We start from the raw sequence: 15,290 nt of genomic DNA on the forward strand, positions 1-15,290 counted from the left end.
GTTGTTTGGCGATGCGCGCGGCGTCAGACTTCGAGCGCCATTCCGTCAAATGCCGGCGTGACATTTTCCGGCAGCGTCGCGGCGAGCGCTTCGTAATCCAAATCAACGTGCAGATCCGTCAGAACGGCGCGCTTTGGCTTGAAATGCGCGATGAAGTCCAGCGCCTGACTGACGGACAGATGCGTGCCGTGCCGCTGATGGCGCAGCGCGTCGATGATCCAGAGATCCAGCCCTTCGAGATATTGCGCGCTCTCAGGCGGAATGGCGTGAAGATCCGGCGTATAGGCCACGTTGTCGAAGCGAAAGCCGAGTGCGTCCATGTCGCCATGGTCCAACCGAAACGGCGTGGCGACGATCGCGCCGCCGGGTCCGTCGACCGTCTCGGCGCGCCCCAGATGCAGCCGATGTTCGGTCATCAGCGGCGGATAAAAGCTGCCCGGCGGCGTCTTGAAGATGTAGTCGAACTTCGTGGCGAATGACCGCGAAGTCGGCTCGTCCATATAGGCCGGGATTCGCCGCCCGCTCAGAATGACCAAGCCGCGCACATCGTCGACGCCGTGCGTGTGGTCGGCGTGGGGATGGGTATAGAAGACCGCGTCGAGCCGCTTGACGTCGGCGTCGATGAGCTGCTCGCGCAGATCGGGCCCTGTGTCCACAAGCACTTGCGTCGCTGCGTCGGCGGGGCCGCGCGCAACGAGAATCGAGCAGCGCCGACGCCGGTTTTTTGGATTGTCCGGATTGCACTTTCCCCAGCCCTGCCCGACGCGCGGCACGCCGCCGGACGAGCCGCACCCAAGAATCCTGATTCTCAGGCTCACGCGGCGGCGTCCAGAGGCGGCATTTTGGAAAACAGCCGCAGCGCGTTTTCGGTTGTGGCGATTGCAAGTTCGGCGGCGCTGATTCCCTTGACGTCGGCGAGCACGCGCGCAGTGTCGACGACGAAGGCCGGCTCGTTGCGCTTGCCGCGATGGGGCGTCGGCGCAAGGAAGGGCGCGTCGGTTTCGACCAGCATGCGCTCCAGCGGCACGTCGCGGGCGATTTCGCGCAGATATTCGGCGTTCTTGAAGGTCACGACCCCGGAAAAGGAAATATAGAGGCCGAGCTGCAGCGCCGTTTCGGCGAGCGCGCGGCCGCTGGTGAAGCAATGGAGCAGGGCGGGGAAAGCCCCCTTCCCCATTTCGTCTTTCAGAATGGCGGCGCAGTCTTCGTCGGCGTCGCGGGTATGGATGACGAGCGGCAGGCCAGTTTCCCTCGCGGCTTGGACGTGAATGCGGAAGATGCGCTGCGCCACCTCGCGGGGCGCATGATCGTAGTGATAATCGAGGCCGGCTTCGCCCAATCCGACGCATTTTGGATGCCGCGATAGACTCACCAGCGCCTCGACGGTCGGCTCGGCCTCTTCGTGCGAATGGTGCGGATGCGTCCCCACCGTGCAAAAGACCTCCGGATAGGTTTCAGCAACGGCCTTCACGCGATCGAATCGCGACAGATGCGTCGAGATCGTGATCATTCTGGCGACGCCGCGCGCCTTTGCGCGGGCGATCGTCTCCGCGAGTTCTGGCGCGAAATCGGGAAAGTCGAGGTGACAATGGGTATCGATGAGCATCAGACTCTGTCAGGAAAGAGCAACATGGCATGGCCTGGGGGCGCTCGTCCTCGGCAACTCCTAGGGGGCTCGATGACGCGCTTGGGCCAATGCGGCAATATGGCTCGGGCGGCGGAAAACACAAATATTTAGCCTGGGCCTCCTTCGCGGCTAAGACACGCGGCGCTATATTTTCTTTGCGATGCAATTCGCCTTTCTCATCGCCGACATCATTCGAGACCGTCACGGATCAAGCTCGGGCGGGACGTTGCAAGCGCGAGGAGCAAAAACTTGACGCAATCTTCCGCGCCGGACGGCGACGGCCGCCCGCTGGCGACGATCAAGGACGTGACGGACGTCCTCGGCGACATCGACGATGCGACGCTGTCGGCGATCATGGACCTGCGGCCGACGATCGCTGACGTCGAGGAGGCGGCGGTGTGGATGTCCGGCGATCAGGACGTCTTCGGCGCGGGCGCGCCGCTCAAGGACGTGGCCGGAGAAATCGTCTCACTTGTCGCCGGCGACGACGAAGAGAATTTTCCGCCGACCATATGAGCGTCGCCGCGCCGCCGCCGAGCAACGTGGCGCCAGCCGTGCGGCTCTTCCTGTGCGGCGACGTGATGATCGGCCGAGGCGTCGATCAGATCCTGCCGTCGCCCTGCCCGCCCAAGCTCTATGAGGAATATGTTTCCTCGGCCGAAGACTATGTTCGCTTGGCCGAAGCGGCGTCAGGGCCAATTCCGCGGCCCGTCGATTATTCCTATGTCTGGGGCGTCGCGCTCGCCGAGCTTGAAGCGCACGCGCCCGACGCCCGCATCGTCAATCTCGAAACGAGCGTGACGCGCAGCGAAGCAGCCGAACCTAAGGCGATCAATTATCGCGTCAGTCCGCAGAACGCGGAATGTCTGCGCGTCGCCGGCTTCGACTGCTGCGCGCTCGCGAACAACCATGTTCTCGATTGGGGACCCTCCGGCCTCCTCGAGACGCTAGATATGCTTGAGCGTCTGGGCATCGCCGTCACGGGCGCTGGACGCGCCCTCGGCGAAGCGCAGCGGCCTGCGATTATTGAGATCCCGAGCAAGGGACGACGGGTCGTCGTGCTGTCCTTCGCCCTGCCCGACAGCGGAACGCCCTTGGAGTGGGCGGCGACGCCGTCGTCTCCCGGCGTCAATCTTCTGCGCGACCTATCTCCCGCTTGCGTTGACTTCGCCTGCAATCTGGCGCGGAGCGCGGCGCAGAGCGGAGATATTCTGGTGATTTCGATCCACTGGGGCTCGAACTGGGGCTATGGCGTTTCGACGGCCCAAAGACAATTCGCCCATCGGCTGATCGAAGACGCCGGCGCGTCCGTCATCCACGGACATTCGTCACATCACGCGAAGGGATTCGAGGTCCATCGCAACCGCTTGGTTCTTTACGGCTGCGGCGATTTCCTGAACGACTATGAGGGCATCAGCGGCTATGAAAGCTTTCGCGGCGATTTATCCCTGATGTATTTCGCAGATATCGATACAAACGGCGATCTCGCGCAACTTCGATTGGTCCCGCTGCATATGCGGCGCTTGCGCCTTGAACGGGCGTCGACCGCCGACGCCGAATGGCTTGCGCAAACGCTCGATCGCGAAAGCGCGGCATTCGGCGTTCGCGTGCGGCGCCAACCAGATGGCGCGCTGTCAGCTTCCTGGTCGGGAGGCGAATCAGCGCCGCGACGCCCGTGACGGGGAGGCCACGACTCCCCATCTGAAATTCGTCGGCACAAAGGCGGAGCTTGATCGATGGCCATCATTCTCAATCACACCATCGTGCCGGCGCGCGACAATGAGGCCGCGGCGCGCTGGTTCGCACGGATTTTCGGTCTGCGCTACGACGGCGCCAAGGGCCATTTCGCGCCGGTGAAGGTCAATAGCGAACTCACCCTGCTATTCGACAAAGACGAGGGCTTCGAGTCCAGCCATTACGCCTTCCACGTCAGCGACAAAGAATTTGACGAAATCTTCGGGCGCGTGAAGGACGAAGGCGTCGCCTTTGGCAGCGCGCCGGGTCGATTCACCGACGGCCAGCTCAACGACTGGAACGGCGGCCGCGGCGTCTATTTCAAAAGCCCCGACGGCCATGTGCTCGAGCTGATGACCATGCCCCAGTAGCGCGCGCCGCCCTACGCCGCCCTGGCTTCATAGAAAATCGCCTGCATCGGCAGGCGCATGGGGTTCTCGCCGAGTTCCTGCGCGAGCCGCTCGGCCAGCGCTTCGACAAGCGATTCGGGACGCGCGCCGCCGCGCTCGCGGAGCTGTTCGAAGAGCGGACTGCCGAAGACGAATCCCCTCGCAAAATCCACCGGGTCCCGCACATCCTTGACGCGCGACCTTACGGAAATGGTGATGTCCGCGAAGCCGGCGTCGATCAGCGATTCTTTGATGGGATCGATTTCGGCGCAGGAAAAAGCAAGAAACTGCGGCGGATCGCCGGGAAAAAATCGTTCGATCACCTCGAGCCCCAGGCGAGGGAAAGGATTGTAGCGTGGCGCATCCCAGACGCTAAAGAGATATCGGCCGCCCGGCCGCAGAGTCCGTCGCGCCTCACGATGCGCGCGGAGCTTATCGGGAAAGAACATCAGCCCGAACTGGCAGACGATCGCGTCGAAGGCGCCGTCGCCAAAAGGCAAGTCAGTCGCGTCGGCCGAACGGAAAATCACTTGCTCGGTAGCGCCGAACTTCATCTTCGCCACTTCGAGCATCGGCTCATTGAGGTCGGTTGCGGTTAGCTTCGCTTGTGGATCGAGAGAGTCCCGCAGCTTGCGCGTGACGATTCCCGTGCCTGCCGCCATTTCGAGCACGTCAATGGGCGCGCTCGCGGCCGTCCGGTAGGCGATATCGGCGGCGTAATCCTCAAAGAGTACCGGGCCGAGGCCACGGTCGTAAAAAATGGGAATGTCGCCGACGAAGCGCGCTGTTTCGCGGGTCACGGCGACATTCCCTCAATGAGCAGAGACAGGCCCCTGCCGCGCGACCCGCCCCCGCTCGTGAGCTGAAACAGGGGCTGGGTCACGGACAAACCGTCGCTTTACTGCGCAGGCTGTTCAGCCGGCTCCTCGACCGGAGCTGCGGGCTTCGGCTTGGGTTTAGCCTTGGGCTTGGGCTTGGGCTTCGGCTTGACCGGCTGCTCGACCACTGCCTCTGGGGCCGGAGCCGCCTCCGGCATCGCCATGGGCGCGGGTTGAGGCGGCGGCGGCGCTTCTGTCAACGGAGCCGGCGCCGGCGCGCTCTCCATTGGCGTCGCTTCTACGGCCGCCGGCTGCTCAGCCGGAGGAGCCTCCGGCGCTGGCGCCGCCTGGGCGTCAGGTGCCGCCGTGGCGTCGGGTGCAGCCGTGGCGTCGGGTGCAGCCGTGGCGTCCGACTCGGCTGCAGGCGCCGGGGCTTCGCCCGGCGCAGCTTCCTCGGCGGGCGCGGGTTTAAACCGGCCCTCGATCGCGGCTTTCAGATTAGCGACGCCTTCGGTCGGCGCAGCGTAGATGCCGAGGCCAAAACCGATCGCGCCGAAGATAACCGCCGTCAGAATTGTTGAAATGCCACGCGCCATTCCATGAGTTCCTCTGTAAGAAAAGAGCCGTCCGAGATACGACACAACGAAGGCGGATGTTGTTGCGCAAGCGCTCGATCGAGCGGCGCGAGTTCCTTTTACAAGGAGCCCGGACGTTCATACTTGCACGCCCGCGCTTTGGCCGACAAGCCCGCAAAGACGAAGATCATTTGCACGCCGCCGCCATTTGAAACGGCTGATTATGGTCAGCGCATGGCGACCACAAGCGGCCGCCCGCGTCAAGGTCGACCGTCGAAGCCGGCGATCGGCTCCCGGCGCCCGCTGCAGCGGGACTAACGCGCCTCCTCCTCCAGAAACCTCGGAAACACCGGCGTCGGCGGCGGCAGCGGCGCGCCCTCCTGCAGGGCGTTCGCCTCGCCGGCGTGCGCCAAGTCCCGCTCGTCCGGACCGACGTCCAGGAGATCGAGAAGCTTGCCGGCGGACTCGGGCATAAACGGCTGCAGGGGAATCGCCAGACGGCGCAGCGTCTCGGCGGTGACGTAGAGAATCGTCTCCATCCGCGCAGGGTCGCTCTTCTTCTTCGCCCAAGGCTCTTCACCGGCGAAATAGCGATTGGCCTCGGCGACGATGCGGAAAATTTCCGCCAGCGCGTGGTGCGGCGCGTAATCCTCCATGGCGGCGCGCGCTTTCGCCAGGACGTCGGCCGCTTGCGCAAGAATGTCTCTGTCGGCGTCCGTAAGGGCATGTTTACGTGGTACGGCGCCCATACAATTCTTGGCGATCATCGACAGCGAGCGCTGCGCGAGATTGCCGAGGTCATTGGCGAGATCGGCGTTGATGCGGTTGACGATCGCCTCGTGCGAATAGTTGCCGTCCTGGCCAAAAGGAATCTCGCGCAGAAAGAAATAGCGCAGCTGGTCGACGCCATAGCGCTCGGCCAAATCGATGGGATCGACGACATTGCCGACCGACTTCGACATCTTCTCGCCTTTGGAGAACAGGAAGCCATGCACGACGACCTGCTTGGGTAAAGGCGCGCCTGCGGACATCAGGAACGCCGGCCAGTAGATGGCGTGAAAGCGGGTGATGTCCTTGCCGATGACATGCGCGTCGGCGGGCCAGAAATGCGCCTTGTTTCCGTCTTCCGTAAGATATCCCGTAGCGGTTATGTAATTCGTAAGCGCATCGACCCAGACATACATCACATGCTTCGCGGCGGTCTGCGCGCTCGGCGGAATCTCGATGCCCCAGTCGAATGTCGTGCGCGACACCGAGAGGTCCGTAAGCCCGCGCTTCACGAAGGCGACGATCTCGTTCTTATAGTGTTCGGGCGTGATGAAATGCGGATGCGCCGCGTAATGCGCGAGCAATTTCTCCGCATAGGCCGACAATTTGAAGAACCAGCTCTCCTCCTCCACCCACTCGACCGGCGTGCCCGTCGGCGCGAATTTCTTGCCATCCCGCTCGGTGAGTTCGTCCTCGTCGTAATAGGCCTCGTCGCGCACCGAATACCAGCCGGCGTATTTGGAGAGATAGAGGTCGCCGTTCGCCTCCATGCGCCGCCACATCTCGAGCACGGTCTGCTTGTGACGCGCCTGCGTCGTGCGCACGATGTCGTCGGCGCGGGCATTGAGCGCCTCGCCCATCCGAGCGAATTGCGCGGCCGTGCGGTCGGCGAGCGCCCCCGGCGTCAGCCCTTCCTTCTCGGCCGTGCGCTGCATCTTCTGCCCGTGCTCGTCCATGCCGGTGACAAACAGCACGTCATAGCCGTCAAGCCTCTTCCATCGGGCGAAGGCGTCGGTGGCGATACGCTCATAGGCGTGGCCGATATGCGGCGCGCCATTCGCATAGGGAATGGCCGTCGAGATCATGTAAGGGGGACGTTCAGGCATGGCTCGGGTCTAGCGCGGTTTGGGGGCGCGGGGAAGCGCCCCAAAGCTATTCGAGAAATGGGGCGAGTGCGGATCGCCATTTTTCCTGCTTTTGGGCGAAGGTCAGCGTTGCATGCGCGGGACTCGTCGAGGGCAGTCGGCATGAAGCAATCGCCGCAGCGCGAACTGACAGCCTGGGCAGAACCAGCCGTTGATACAAGCTGGCCGCTTTAGCGCCATTGAAGCAAATCAGCTTGATATCCGGATGCATCTCGAAAAAGCGCTCAAAATCATTGGCTCGCACAGTCGAGAGTTCGATCCGCTGGTCGAGGCTGCCAGGCCGATGGGCGCTTGCGCAGACGTCCCAGAGGGCGACGCCGCGCGCATTCAGGCTCTGCAGACGATCGACGTAACAAGCGCCCGCATCGAAGCCAAACACGCTGCCCATCAGCGTCCAAAACGCGTTGCGCGGCTGCGCGTAATACTGCTGGCGCTCCAGCGAGCGCTGGCCGGGAAGTGAACCAAGAATCAAGAGCTTTGCGTCGCGTGTCGCCGCAGGCGGGAAGCCGACTGAAGAGGTCTTAGTGATCTGCGACTCCCCTTCCCGCCTCCGATGCGCTAAATTGATCGCTCGGAGCATGAGTATGAGCGTAACCAAAAGCGCGCCGAGGGATCTTGCGCGGCGCTTCGCCGAGAAGCGGAGCGGTCACACAAATGGCTGGCGGCGCGAGACCTTCTCGCTGGAGCGCCTCGAGGCGCGCGCGAAGGCGCGCGAGCTGTTCGAGCGTTTCCCCAAGGCCGCCTATATGACCGAGATCGAGTTCTGGCGCGAACTGGAGGATGGGCGGATCGAGTTCACGATGCGCCGCCTTCCGAGCGCAGATTAGCGCCAGCCCTGGCCTATTCCGGCCCGACGTCTGGCGTGCGCCAGCCCAGATGCTGTCCGCTATCGACGGCGATCATCTGCCCCGTCACGCTTTTCGCCCGGCTGAGGTAAACGACGGCGTCGACGACGCCGGAGACGTCGGCGGCCCGCTGCAGCGGCACGCCGCGGGCTTCCATCTCGAACTCCCGCTCGCCGAGCGCGGCATTTGCAAAGACCGGCCCCGGCCCGACGGCATTGACGCGAATGCGCGGCGCGTAGGCCTGCGCCATGGTGCGCGTCGCCGCCCACAGCGCCGATTTCGACAGCGTGTAGGAGAAGTAGCGCGGCGTGAGACGCCAAACGCGCTGATCGAGGATATTGACGATGGCGCCATCGACGCTTGCCGGCAACGCCGCCGCAAAGTCGCGCGACAGCAGCAGCGGCGCGCGCAGATTGACCTGCATCTGCCGCTCATAAAGCTCGAGCGAAAAGTCCTGCGCCGCGTCGACTTCAAAAATTGAGGCGTTGTTGACGAGGAGCCGTAGCGGTCCGAAGGCTTCGCCGGCCTGCTCAATGAGGCGCTGCGTCGACTCCGCGTCGGCAAGATCGGCGATCGCCGTCGCCGCGCGCCCGCCGCGTCGCCGGATCGCGTGCGCTGCAAGCTCCGCCTCCTCGGCCGAACGCGGAGAGGCGTGCAGCACGAGGGGCCTCCCCCCGCGCGCAAAGCGCTCGGCGATGGCGAGGCCGATGCGACGCGGCGCGCCAGTAACCAGCACGGGGCCGTCTGCGTCGTCGCCGCCCTCGCTCATGCGCCTACCCTATCGTTGAGCGCCTAGATTAGGCTTCGGGGTCCTCGCCTTCACCGACGTCGCCGATATGCTCGACGGAAACGACGCGCTCGTCTTCGGCCGTGTCGAAGACAATGACGCCCTGAGCGCCGCGCCCGGCGATGCGGATGCCGTCGACGGAGCAGCGGATCAGCTGGCCGCCGTCCGTCACCAGCATGATTTCGTCGCCATGGCCGACGGGGAAGGAGGCGACAAGCTTGCCGTTTCTGGCGTTCACCGCCATCGCAACGATGCCTTTGCCGCCGCGACCTGTCGTACGATATTCGTAAGAGCTCGTACGCTTTCCGTAACCGTTCTCGGACACGGTCAGAATGATCTGCTCGGCAGCCTGCATCTCGTAAAAGCGGGTATCCGACAGCTCCACGGCGATCGCCGCCTCCTCGGTCTCGGCGCCCGCCTCGGGCGAAACATCTTCGCCCATGCGCCGGCGCAGCGCGTTGGCGCGTTTCAGATAGGCGGCCCGTTCCTCGCCGGCGGCGTCGAAATGATTGAGGATGGACAGCGAGATCACCCGATCGTCGCGCCCCAGCGCCACGCCGCGCACGCCCATCGAGGTGCGGCCCTGGAAGACGCGGACCTCCGGCACAGCGAAGCGGATGCATTGGCCGTCGCGTGTGGTCAGCAGCACGTCGTCGCGCTCGGTCGCGGTCGCGACGTCGACAATGGCTTCGCCGTCGTCGAGCTTCATGGCGATGAGGCCGTTGCGGCGCACGTCGACGAAATCTGAGAGTTTATTGCGCCTCACCGTGCCGCGCGTCGTCGCGAAAATGACGTCGAGCGTCGCCCAGCTCCCCTCATCTTCAGGTAGCGGCATGATCGAGGTGATGCGCTCGTTTTGTTCGAGCGGCAGCAGATTGACGAGCGCCTTGCCGCGCGCCTGTGGCGCCGAGAGCGGCAATCTCCAGACTTTTTCCTTATAGGCCTTGCCGAGCGAGGAAAAGAACAGCACCGGCGTATGCGTATTGGCGACGAACAGACGATGGACGAAATCCTCCTCCTTCGTCTGCATGCCGGAACGGCCTTTGCCGCCGCGCCTTTGCGCGCGATAGGTCGAGAGCGGCACACGCTTGATATAGCCGGCGTGCGAGACGGTGACGACCATGTCTTCGCGCGCGATCAGGTCCTCGTCCTCGACCTCGCCGTCGGACTCAAGGATTTGCGTGCGGCGCGGCGTGGCGTGGGCTTCCTTCACCGCCAGGAGTTCGTCCTTAACGATGCCGAACAGGCGTTCGCGCGAGCGCAGAATGTCGAGGTAATCGGCGATCTCGACGGCGAGCTTGTTCAAAGCTTCGGAGATTTCCTCGCGTCCGAGCGCCGTGAGCCGTTGCAGACGCAATTCGAGGATGGCGCGCGCCTGCGCCTCCGAAAGCCGGATGGCGCCATCGTCGCTGAGTCTGTGCCGCGGGTCGGCGATCAGCTCGACGAGCGGCGCCATGTCCTTGGCCGGCCAGTCGCGTTCCATGAGCGCTTCGCGCGCCGCCGCGGCGTCGGGCGACGTGCGGATGAGATGGATGACCTCGTCGATATTCGCCACCGCGATGGCGAGGCCGACCTGCAAATGGGCGTTGTCGCGCGCCTTGTTGAGGCGGAATTTGGTGCGGCGGGTGACGACCGTCTCGCGGAAATCGACGAAAGCGCGCAGCACGTCATGGAGCGTCATCAGCTCCGGGCGGCCGCCGTTCAACGCGATCATATTGACGGGAAAGCTTGTCTGCAGCGTCGTATGACGCCAAAGCTGGTTGAGAACGACGTCGGCGACAGCGTCACGCTTCAGTTCGACGACGATGCGCATACCGTCGCGATCGGACTCATCGCGCAGATCGGCGACGCCCTCGATCTTCTTCTCCCGCACCAGATCGGCGATGCGCTCGATCAGCGTCGCCTTGTTCACCTGATAGGGAATTTCGGTGAAGATGATCGCCTCGCGATCCTTGCGCAGAGTCTCGATCTCTGACTTGGCGCGCATGATGATCGAACCGCGGCCGGTCGCGAAGGCGTTGCGAATGCCGCCACGCCCGAGAATGCTCGCCGCAGTCGGAAAGTCCGGTCCTGGCACGATGTCCATCAGCTCGGCGATGGTGATGTCGGGCCGATCGATCATGGCGATGCAGGCGTCGATGACCTCGCCGAGATTATGCGGCGGAATGTTCGTCGCCATGCCGACGGCGATGCCGCCGGCGCCGTTGACCAGCAGATTGGGGAAACGGGCGGGTAGAACTGTCGGCTCGTGCTCCTTGCCGTCGTAATTGGCCTGGAAGTCGACGGTGCCTTCGTCAAGATCTTCGAGCAGCGCGAGCGCAGGCTTTGCGAGCCGGGACTCGGTGTAGCGCATCGCCGCCGGCGGATCGTTGTCGACCGATCCGAAATTGCCCTGCCCGTCGATGAGCTGCAGCCGCATCGAAAAGGGCTGCGCCATGCGCACAAGCGCGTCGTAGATCGCCGCGTCGCCGTGCGGATGATATTTACCCATCACGTCGCCGACGATGCGCGCCGACTTCACATAAGATTTATCGGGCGTGTGGCCGTTCTCGTGCATGGAGAACAGAATGCGCCGATGCACGGGCTTCAGGCCGTCACGCACGTCCGGCAGCGCGCGCGACACGATCACGCTCATCGCGTAATCGAGATAGCTGCGCTTCATCTCGTCGGCGATCGAAACCGGCCTTATGTCAGAGCCGGGCTTGTCGGAATCGTTTTTCTTGGAGTCGTCGTCGGCCAAGTGAGCGCCAGTTCAAGGATAGCGTCGAGTTCACATGTCTATAGGCGATTCGAGCGGGCGACGCCAGCACGAGCGCCTTAAGAAGATCAATGAATTTCAAATGCTTATTGGCTGCTAGCAGTCTTTTTCAGCGGAATGTGACGCCTTGCGCCTCCCCGCGGCCGGAATCTGCCGTTTCGGGCCTGCCCGGAGCGCGGCTTCAACCGCTGACTTGGCCCACCGAACCAGTTCGTCGGCGTCCTCGAACGCCTGGTCAGGGAGGCTCCAATAGGAGATCGTGATCGGTCGGTCCTTGCCTTGGTAGACGAAAGGCCGGGAGCCCGCCTCTTGAAATCGCGCGGCGCTATGCCGATCGGCCTTCAGGTAGATTTCGCCGCCGGCTTCGATGGCGAAGAAGAGGCCATCGACGTAAACGCCGTGGCCGCCGAACATGCGCTTGACGGACACAGCCGCAAAGGGCGCGAAAAGCTCCTCGATACGCGCGCGGTCCATGGCGGCCTCGACGAGATCAGGAACTCCCAATCTGCGACGCGGCGCCGACCTTTTCCGGGTCGGCCGGCTTCAACTCGACGCTCTCGCCACAGCCGCAGGCCGACGTCTGATTGGGATTTTCAAACACAAAGGTCGAGGCGAACTGCGTCGTTTTCACGTCCATTGTCGTGCCGAGCAGGTAGAGCACCGCCGCGGCGTCGACGATCACGCGACCGCCCTCGATGTCGATGACCTCGTCGCCCCGCTTCGGTTCGGCGATCTCCATCTTGTAGGACATGCCGGCGCAGCCGCCCTTCTCCACCGAGACGCGCAGCCCCTTCCCTTCCGCGCCGGTCGCAAGCAGGCTGCGGACCCGCTCCGCCGCAGCGGGGCTGACGTTCATCACGCTCATCTTCTGCATGGAAGTCATCGCAAAACCATTCCTCTGGAGCGTGTCCCGCTCACCACATATCGAGCGCGACGCGCGCTTCGTCCGACATGCGGCTTTGATCCCACGGCGGATCGAACACCATATTCACCTTCACCTCGCTGACGCCAGGCACAGCGCTCACCGCATTTTTGACCCAGATCGGCATTTCGCCAGCGACCGGGCAGCCCGGCGCTGTCAGCGTCATGTCGATCTCCACGAAGCCTTCCTCCGCGATGTCGACCCGGTAAATGAGGCCAAGCTCATAAATGTCAGCGGGAATTTCAGGATCGTAGACGGTTTTGAGCGCCTTAACGATGTCGTTCGTCAGCCGCTCATTTTCAATGGCCTGAGACGTCCGGTCCGGCGTCGCGGAGCGTTGGGTTTCGCTCGTATTGGGAGCATCGTTCATGAACACGAAATTCTCCTCAGGCGAAAAGAGAGCGGGCCTTTTCGAGCGCTTCCGCCAGCCGGTCGATTTCCTCACGCGTGTTGTAGAGCGCGAAGGATGCGCGACAGGTGGAGGTGACGCCCAAACGCGAAAGAAGCGGCATGGCGCAATGCGTCCCGGCGCGCACGGCTATGCCGGAACGATCGATCACCGTGGCGATGTCGTGCGCATGCGCCGCCGCCATGTCGAAGGATAGGATCGGGCCCTTATCGGGCGCCCGCCCATAAATTCTGAGCCCCTCGATTTGCGACAATCTTTGATGCGCGTAAGCGGTCAGCCCTGCTTCATACTCGCGGATCGCGTCCCGGCCGATGCGCTCCATATAGTCGAGCGCCGCGCCGAGCCCGACCGCCTGCGCGATGGGCGGCGTGCCCGCTTCGAACCGGTGCGGCGGGGGGTTGTAGGTGACGCTCTCGAGCGTCACGGTTTCGATCATCTCGCCGCCGCCGCAGAACGGCGGCAACGCTTCCAGCCATTTACGCTTGCCATACAGCGCGCCGATGCCGGTCGGGGCATAAAGTTTGTGGCCGGTCACCACATAAAAGTCGACGTCGAGCGCGCGCACGTCGACATCGAGATGCACAGCGCCTTGCGAGCCGTCGACGACCAGCGGCACGCCATGCGCGTGGGCGATGCGCGCGACCTCGGCGATCGGAGTCGGCGCGCCGAGAACATTCGACATATGTGTGAGCGCTACGATCTTGGTGCGCTTGGTGAACAGCTTCTCGAAAGCTTCGAGGTCGAAGCGGCCGTCGTCGTCAACCTCGAGCCATTTCAACACGGCGCCCTTGCGCTCGCGCAGAAAATGCCAGGGCACGATGTTGGAGTGGTGCTCCATCATCGATAGAATAATCTCGTCGCCCTCAACGATATGCGCCTGGCCGAAGGAAGCCGCCACCAGATTCAAGGCTTCGGTCGCGCCGCGGGTGAAAATGATCTCGTCCGTCGATTCCGCGTTGAGAAAGCGGCGCACGGTCTCACGCGCGCCCTCATAGCCTTCGGTCGCAGCGTTGGCGAGATAATGCAGCCCACGATGCACATTGGCGTATTCATGCTCGTAGAACCGCGTCAGCCGATCAATCACGGCGCGCGGCTTTTGCGCCGAGGCGGCGTTGTCGAGATAGGCAAGCGGCTTCCCATAGGGACGCTCGGAAAGAATCGGGAAATCCGCCCGAACCGCTTCGATGTCATAAGCCGTCTGAATGCGCGTAATCTCGTTCATCGGCTGATCCTTCTAGAAAGCCACGCGCTGACGCGATCGCTGAGAAACGCCCTCAACTGCTCATCCTCGATTGCGTCCATCGCCTCATTGGCGAAGCCCTCGATAAGCAAGGCTTCGGCCTCGCGGCGCGGCAGTCCGCGCGCGGTGAGATAGAACAACTGATCCTTGTCGAGCCTGCCGCATGTCGCGCCATGGCCGCATTGTACGTCGTCGGCGAAGATTTCGAGCTCCGGCTTGTTGTTCATCGCCGCCTGCTCGGAGAGCAGAAGCGCCTTCGACTGCATGACGCCGTCCGTCTTCTGCGCGCCCGGGCGCACGATAACCTTGCCCTGAAACACGCCGACGCTCTGCTCATCGAGGATATTGCGAAAAACTTCCCGGCTTTCGCCGCATGGCATTGCGTGATCGATGATGAGGGTCGTGTCGGCGTGCAAGCGGCCGCGTCCCAATGTCGCGCCGTTAAAGACCGCTCTCGCTTTCTCGCCGTCGAGGCGCGCGAAGATCTGCCTTCGATTCAACCCCTCGCCCTCGATCAGCGCGAAGGAATTGATCAGGGCGCCCGCGTCGAGATGCGCGAGCAGCGACGCGACGCGGATCGCCTGATCGACGCCACCCGAGAAATGGGTGACGAGGTCGAGGCGCGCGCCCGGCGCCAAACGAAGCACGAGGGCGCTATTGTCCTGCGCCGGCGCCGACGAAAGCACGCCAAGAGTTTCGATCACTGTCGCTCGAGCGCCCTCGCCGAGCATGACGAGCGCCCGCGTATAGGTCGACTGCGCGGCTTCCGCGGACGCCAATGTCGCGAGTTCGATCGCGCGGTCGATCGCCGCGCCCGGCGCGATCTCTATGACGACGCCGTCCTGCATCAGCGCCGCATTGAGCGCGAGGATCGGGTCCTGCGCGCCAATATCGGCGCTGGCGAGCGCTGACAGGACATGCGGCTCTCCCTGCGCCAGCGCGTCGCGCAGCGATTGCACGGCGACGCCATCGGGAAGCCGCGCGATATCCGAGAGATCTGGCCGGAAAACGCCATCGAGCGTGACGAGCCGCAGAGAATCATGCGCGCGCGGCAGCGACAATGCGGCGCGGGAGGCGGTGGCGAGCGGCGCCGGCCGGCCCATCGCCGTTTTCAGGTCCGTGTAGTGCCACGCCTCCACACGCCGGCTCGGCACGCCAGACTCCGAGAACGCCGCCCAGCCGGCCGCGCGCAGACGCGGCGCGCCCTTGTCGCGCATCTCTTCGTAAAAGGAGGAAAGCGTCGCTTCCGCTTCGCTCGCCAGCTTGATCATCG

17 protein-coding genes are annotated in these 15,290 nt (G+C 63.7%); 4 read left to right on the forward strand and 13 right to left on the reverse strand.

Annotation, left to right across the window (positions count from 1 at the left end):
- Positions 1–23: 23 nt before the first annotated feature.
- Positions 24–818 (reverse strand): MBL fold metallo-hydrolase, encoded by a 795-nt coding sequence (locus IYW40_RS06410; RefSeq protein ID WP_196399883.1) that lies wholly within the window; start codon positions 816–818, stop codon positions 24–26.
- Entirely contained in the window at positions 815–1,606 is a 792-nt protein-coding gene (locus IYW40_RS06415; RefSeq protein WP_196399884.1) for a TatD family hydrolase, read from the reverse strand. The genes IYW40_RS06410 and IYW40_RS06415 overlap by 4 nt, the downstream gene beginning before the upstream one ends.
- Positions 1,607–1,876: 270 nt before the next feature.
- On the opposite strand from IYW40_RS06415, the gene IYW40_RS06420 reads away from it, so the two are divergent.
- The 3 genes from IYW40_RS06420 to IYW40_RS06430 are packed head-to-tail and all read left to right on the forward strand — an operon-like array spanning position 1,877 to position 3,732.
- On the forward strand, positions 1,877–2,143 hold the full coding sequence (locus tag IYW40_RS06420) for a hypothetical protein (RefSeq protein ID WP_175094585.1): 267 nt from the start codon (positions 1,877–1,879) through the stop codon (positions 2,141–2,143).
- Positions 2,140–3,306, forward strand: coding sequence for a CapA family protein (locus IYW40_RS06425; protein ID WP_196399885.1), 1,167 nt, complete (start codon positions 2,140–2,142; stop codon positions 3,304–3,306). The genes IYW40_RS06420 and IYW40_RS06425 overlap by 4 nt, the downstream gene beginning before the upstream one ends.
- Before the next feature lie 57 nt (positions 3,307–3,363).
- Positions 3,364–3,732: a VOC family protein gene (locus IYW40_RS06430; RefSeq protein WP_196399886.1), complete on the forward strand. Its 369-nt coding sequence runs from the start codon at positions 3,364–3,366 to the stop codon at positions 3,730–3,732.
- An 11-nt stretch (positions 3,733–3,743) separates the two neighbouring features.
- Here IYW40_RS06430 and IYW40_RS06435 read toward each other — a convergent pair whose 3' ends face one another.
- The 4 genes from IYW40_RS06435 to IYW40_RS06450 all read right to left on the reverse strand — a co-directional run bounded on the left by IYW40_RS06435 (position 3,744) and on the right by IYW40_RS06450 (position 7,636).
- Positions 3,744–4,550, reverse strand: coding sequence for a class I SAM-dependent methyltransferase (locus tag IYW40_RS06435; protein WP_196399887.1), 807 nt, complete (start codon positions 4,548–4,550; stop codon positions 3,744–3,746).
- Between the two features lie 98 nt (positions 4,551–4,648).
- Positions 4,649–5,164 carry a hypothetical protein gene (locus IYW40_RS06440; protein WP_196399888.1) on the reverse strand — a complete coding sequence of 172 codons (516 nt, stop codon included), beginning with the start codon at positions 5,162–5,164 and terminating at the stop codon, positions 4,649–4,651.
- Between the two features lie 293 nt (positions 5,165–5,457).
- The gene (metG, locus tag IYW40_RS06445) at positions 5,458–7,017 is read right to left on the reverse strand and encodes a methionine--tRNA ligase (RefSeq protein ID WP_348644247.1); all 1,560 of its coding nucleotides are present in this window, start codon (positions 7,015–7,017) and stop codon (positions 5,458–5,460) included.
- Positions 7,018–7,063: 46 nt separating this feature from the next.
- The gene (locus IYW40_RS06450) at positions 7,064–7,636 is read right to left on the reverse strand and encodes a DNA-deoxyinosine glycosylase (RefSeq protein ID WP_210327215.1); all 573 of its coding nucleotides are present in this window, start codon (positions 7,634–7,636) and stop codon (positions 7,064–7,066) included.
- Positions 7,637–7,640: 4 nt separating this feature from the next.
- Here IYW40_RS06450 and IYW40_RS06455 point away from each other — a divergent pair, with 4 nt between their 5' ends.
- Positions 7,641–7,883 carry a hypothetical protein gene (locus IYW40_RS06455; protein ID WP_196399889.1) on the forward strand — a complete coding sequence of 81 codons (243 nt, stop codon included), beginning with the start codon at positions 7,641–7,643 and terminating at the stop codon, positions 7,881–7,883.
- 13 nt (positions 7,884–7,896) lie between these two features.
- On the opposite strand, the gene IYW40_RS06460 is transcribed toward IYW40_RS06455, so the two are convergent.
- The 7 genes from IYW40_RS06460 to IYW40_RS06490 form a co-directional block, all read right to left on the reverse strand.
- Positions 7,897–8,670 (reverse strand): SDR family oxidoreductase, encoded by a 774-nt coding sequence (locus IYW40_RS06460; RefSeq protein WP_196399890.1) that lies wholly within the window; start codon positions 8,668–8,670, stop codon positions 7,897–7,899.
- A 28-nt stretch (positions 8,671–8,698) separates the two neighbouring features.
- Positions 8,699–11,428 carry a DNA gyrase subunit A gene (gene gyrA, locus IYW40_RS06465; RefSeq protein WP_196399891.1) on the reverse strand — a complete coding sequence of 910 codons (2,730 nt, stop codon included), beginning with the start codon at positions 11,426–11,428 and terminating at the stop codon, positions 8,699–8,701.
- Positions 11,429–11,542: 114 nt separating this feature from the next.
- A complete protein-coding gene (locus IYW40_RS06470; RefSeq protein ID WP_196399892.1) occupies positions 11,543–11,920 on the reverse strand; it encodes a TfoX/Sxy family protein in 378 nt (125 codons plus the stop codon).
- Positions 11,921–11,936: 16 nt separating this feature from the next.
- The gene (locus IYW40_RS06475; RefSeq protein WP_196399893.1) at positions 11,937–12,329 is read right to left on the reverse strand and encodes an iron-sulfur cluster assembly accessory protein; all 393 of its coding nucleotides are present in this window, start codon (positions 12,327–12,329) and stop codon (positions 11,937–11,939) included.
- Positions 12,330–12,360: 31 nt separating this feature from the next.
- On the reverse strand, positions 12,361–12,738 hold the full coding sequence (locus IYW40_RS06480; protein WP_196399894.1) for an SUF system Fe-S cluster assembly protein: 378 nt from the start codon (positions 12,736–12,738) through the stop codon (positions 12,361–12,363).
- A 16-nt stretch (positions 12,739–12,754) separates the two neighbouring features.
- Positions 12,755–13,999 carry a cysteine desulfurase gene (locus IYW40_RS06485; protein WP_196399895.1) on the reverse strand — a complete coding sequence of 415 codons (1,245 nt, stop codon included), beginning with the start codon at positions 13,997–13,999 and terminating at the stop codon, positions 12,755–12,757.
- Complete coding sequence (locus IYW40_RS06490; RefSeq protein ID WP_196399896.1) at positions 13,996–15,288, reverse strand: SufD family Fe-S cluster assembly protein; 1,293 nt, start codon at positions 15,286–15,288, stop codon at positions 13,996–13,998. Before IYW40_RS06490 ends, IYW40_RS06485 begins: the two co-directional genes overlap by 4 nt.
- Positions 15,289–15,290 lie beyond the last annotated feature (2 nt).

This window comes from Methylocystis sp. H4A (assembly GCF_015709545.1).
Classification (GTDB): domain Bacteria; phylum Pseudomonadota; class Alphaproteobacteria; order Rhizobiales; family Beijerinckiaceae; genus Methylocystis; species Methylocystis silviterrae.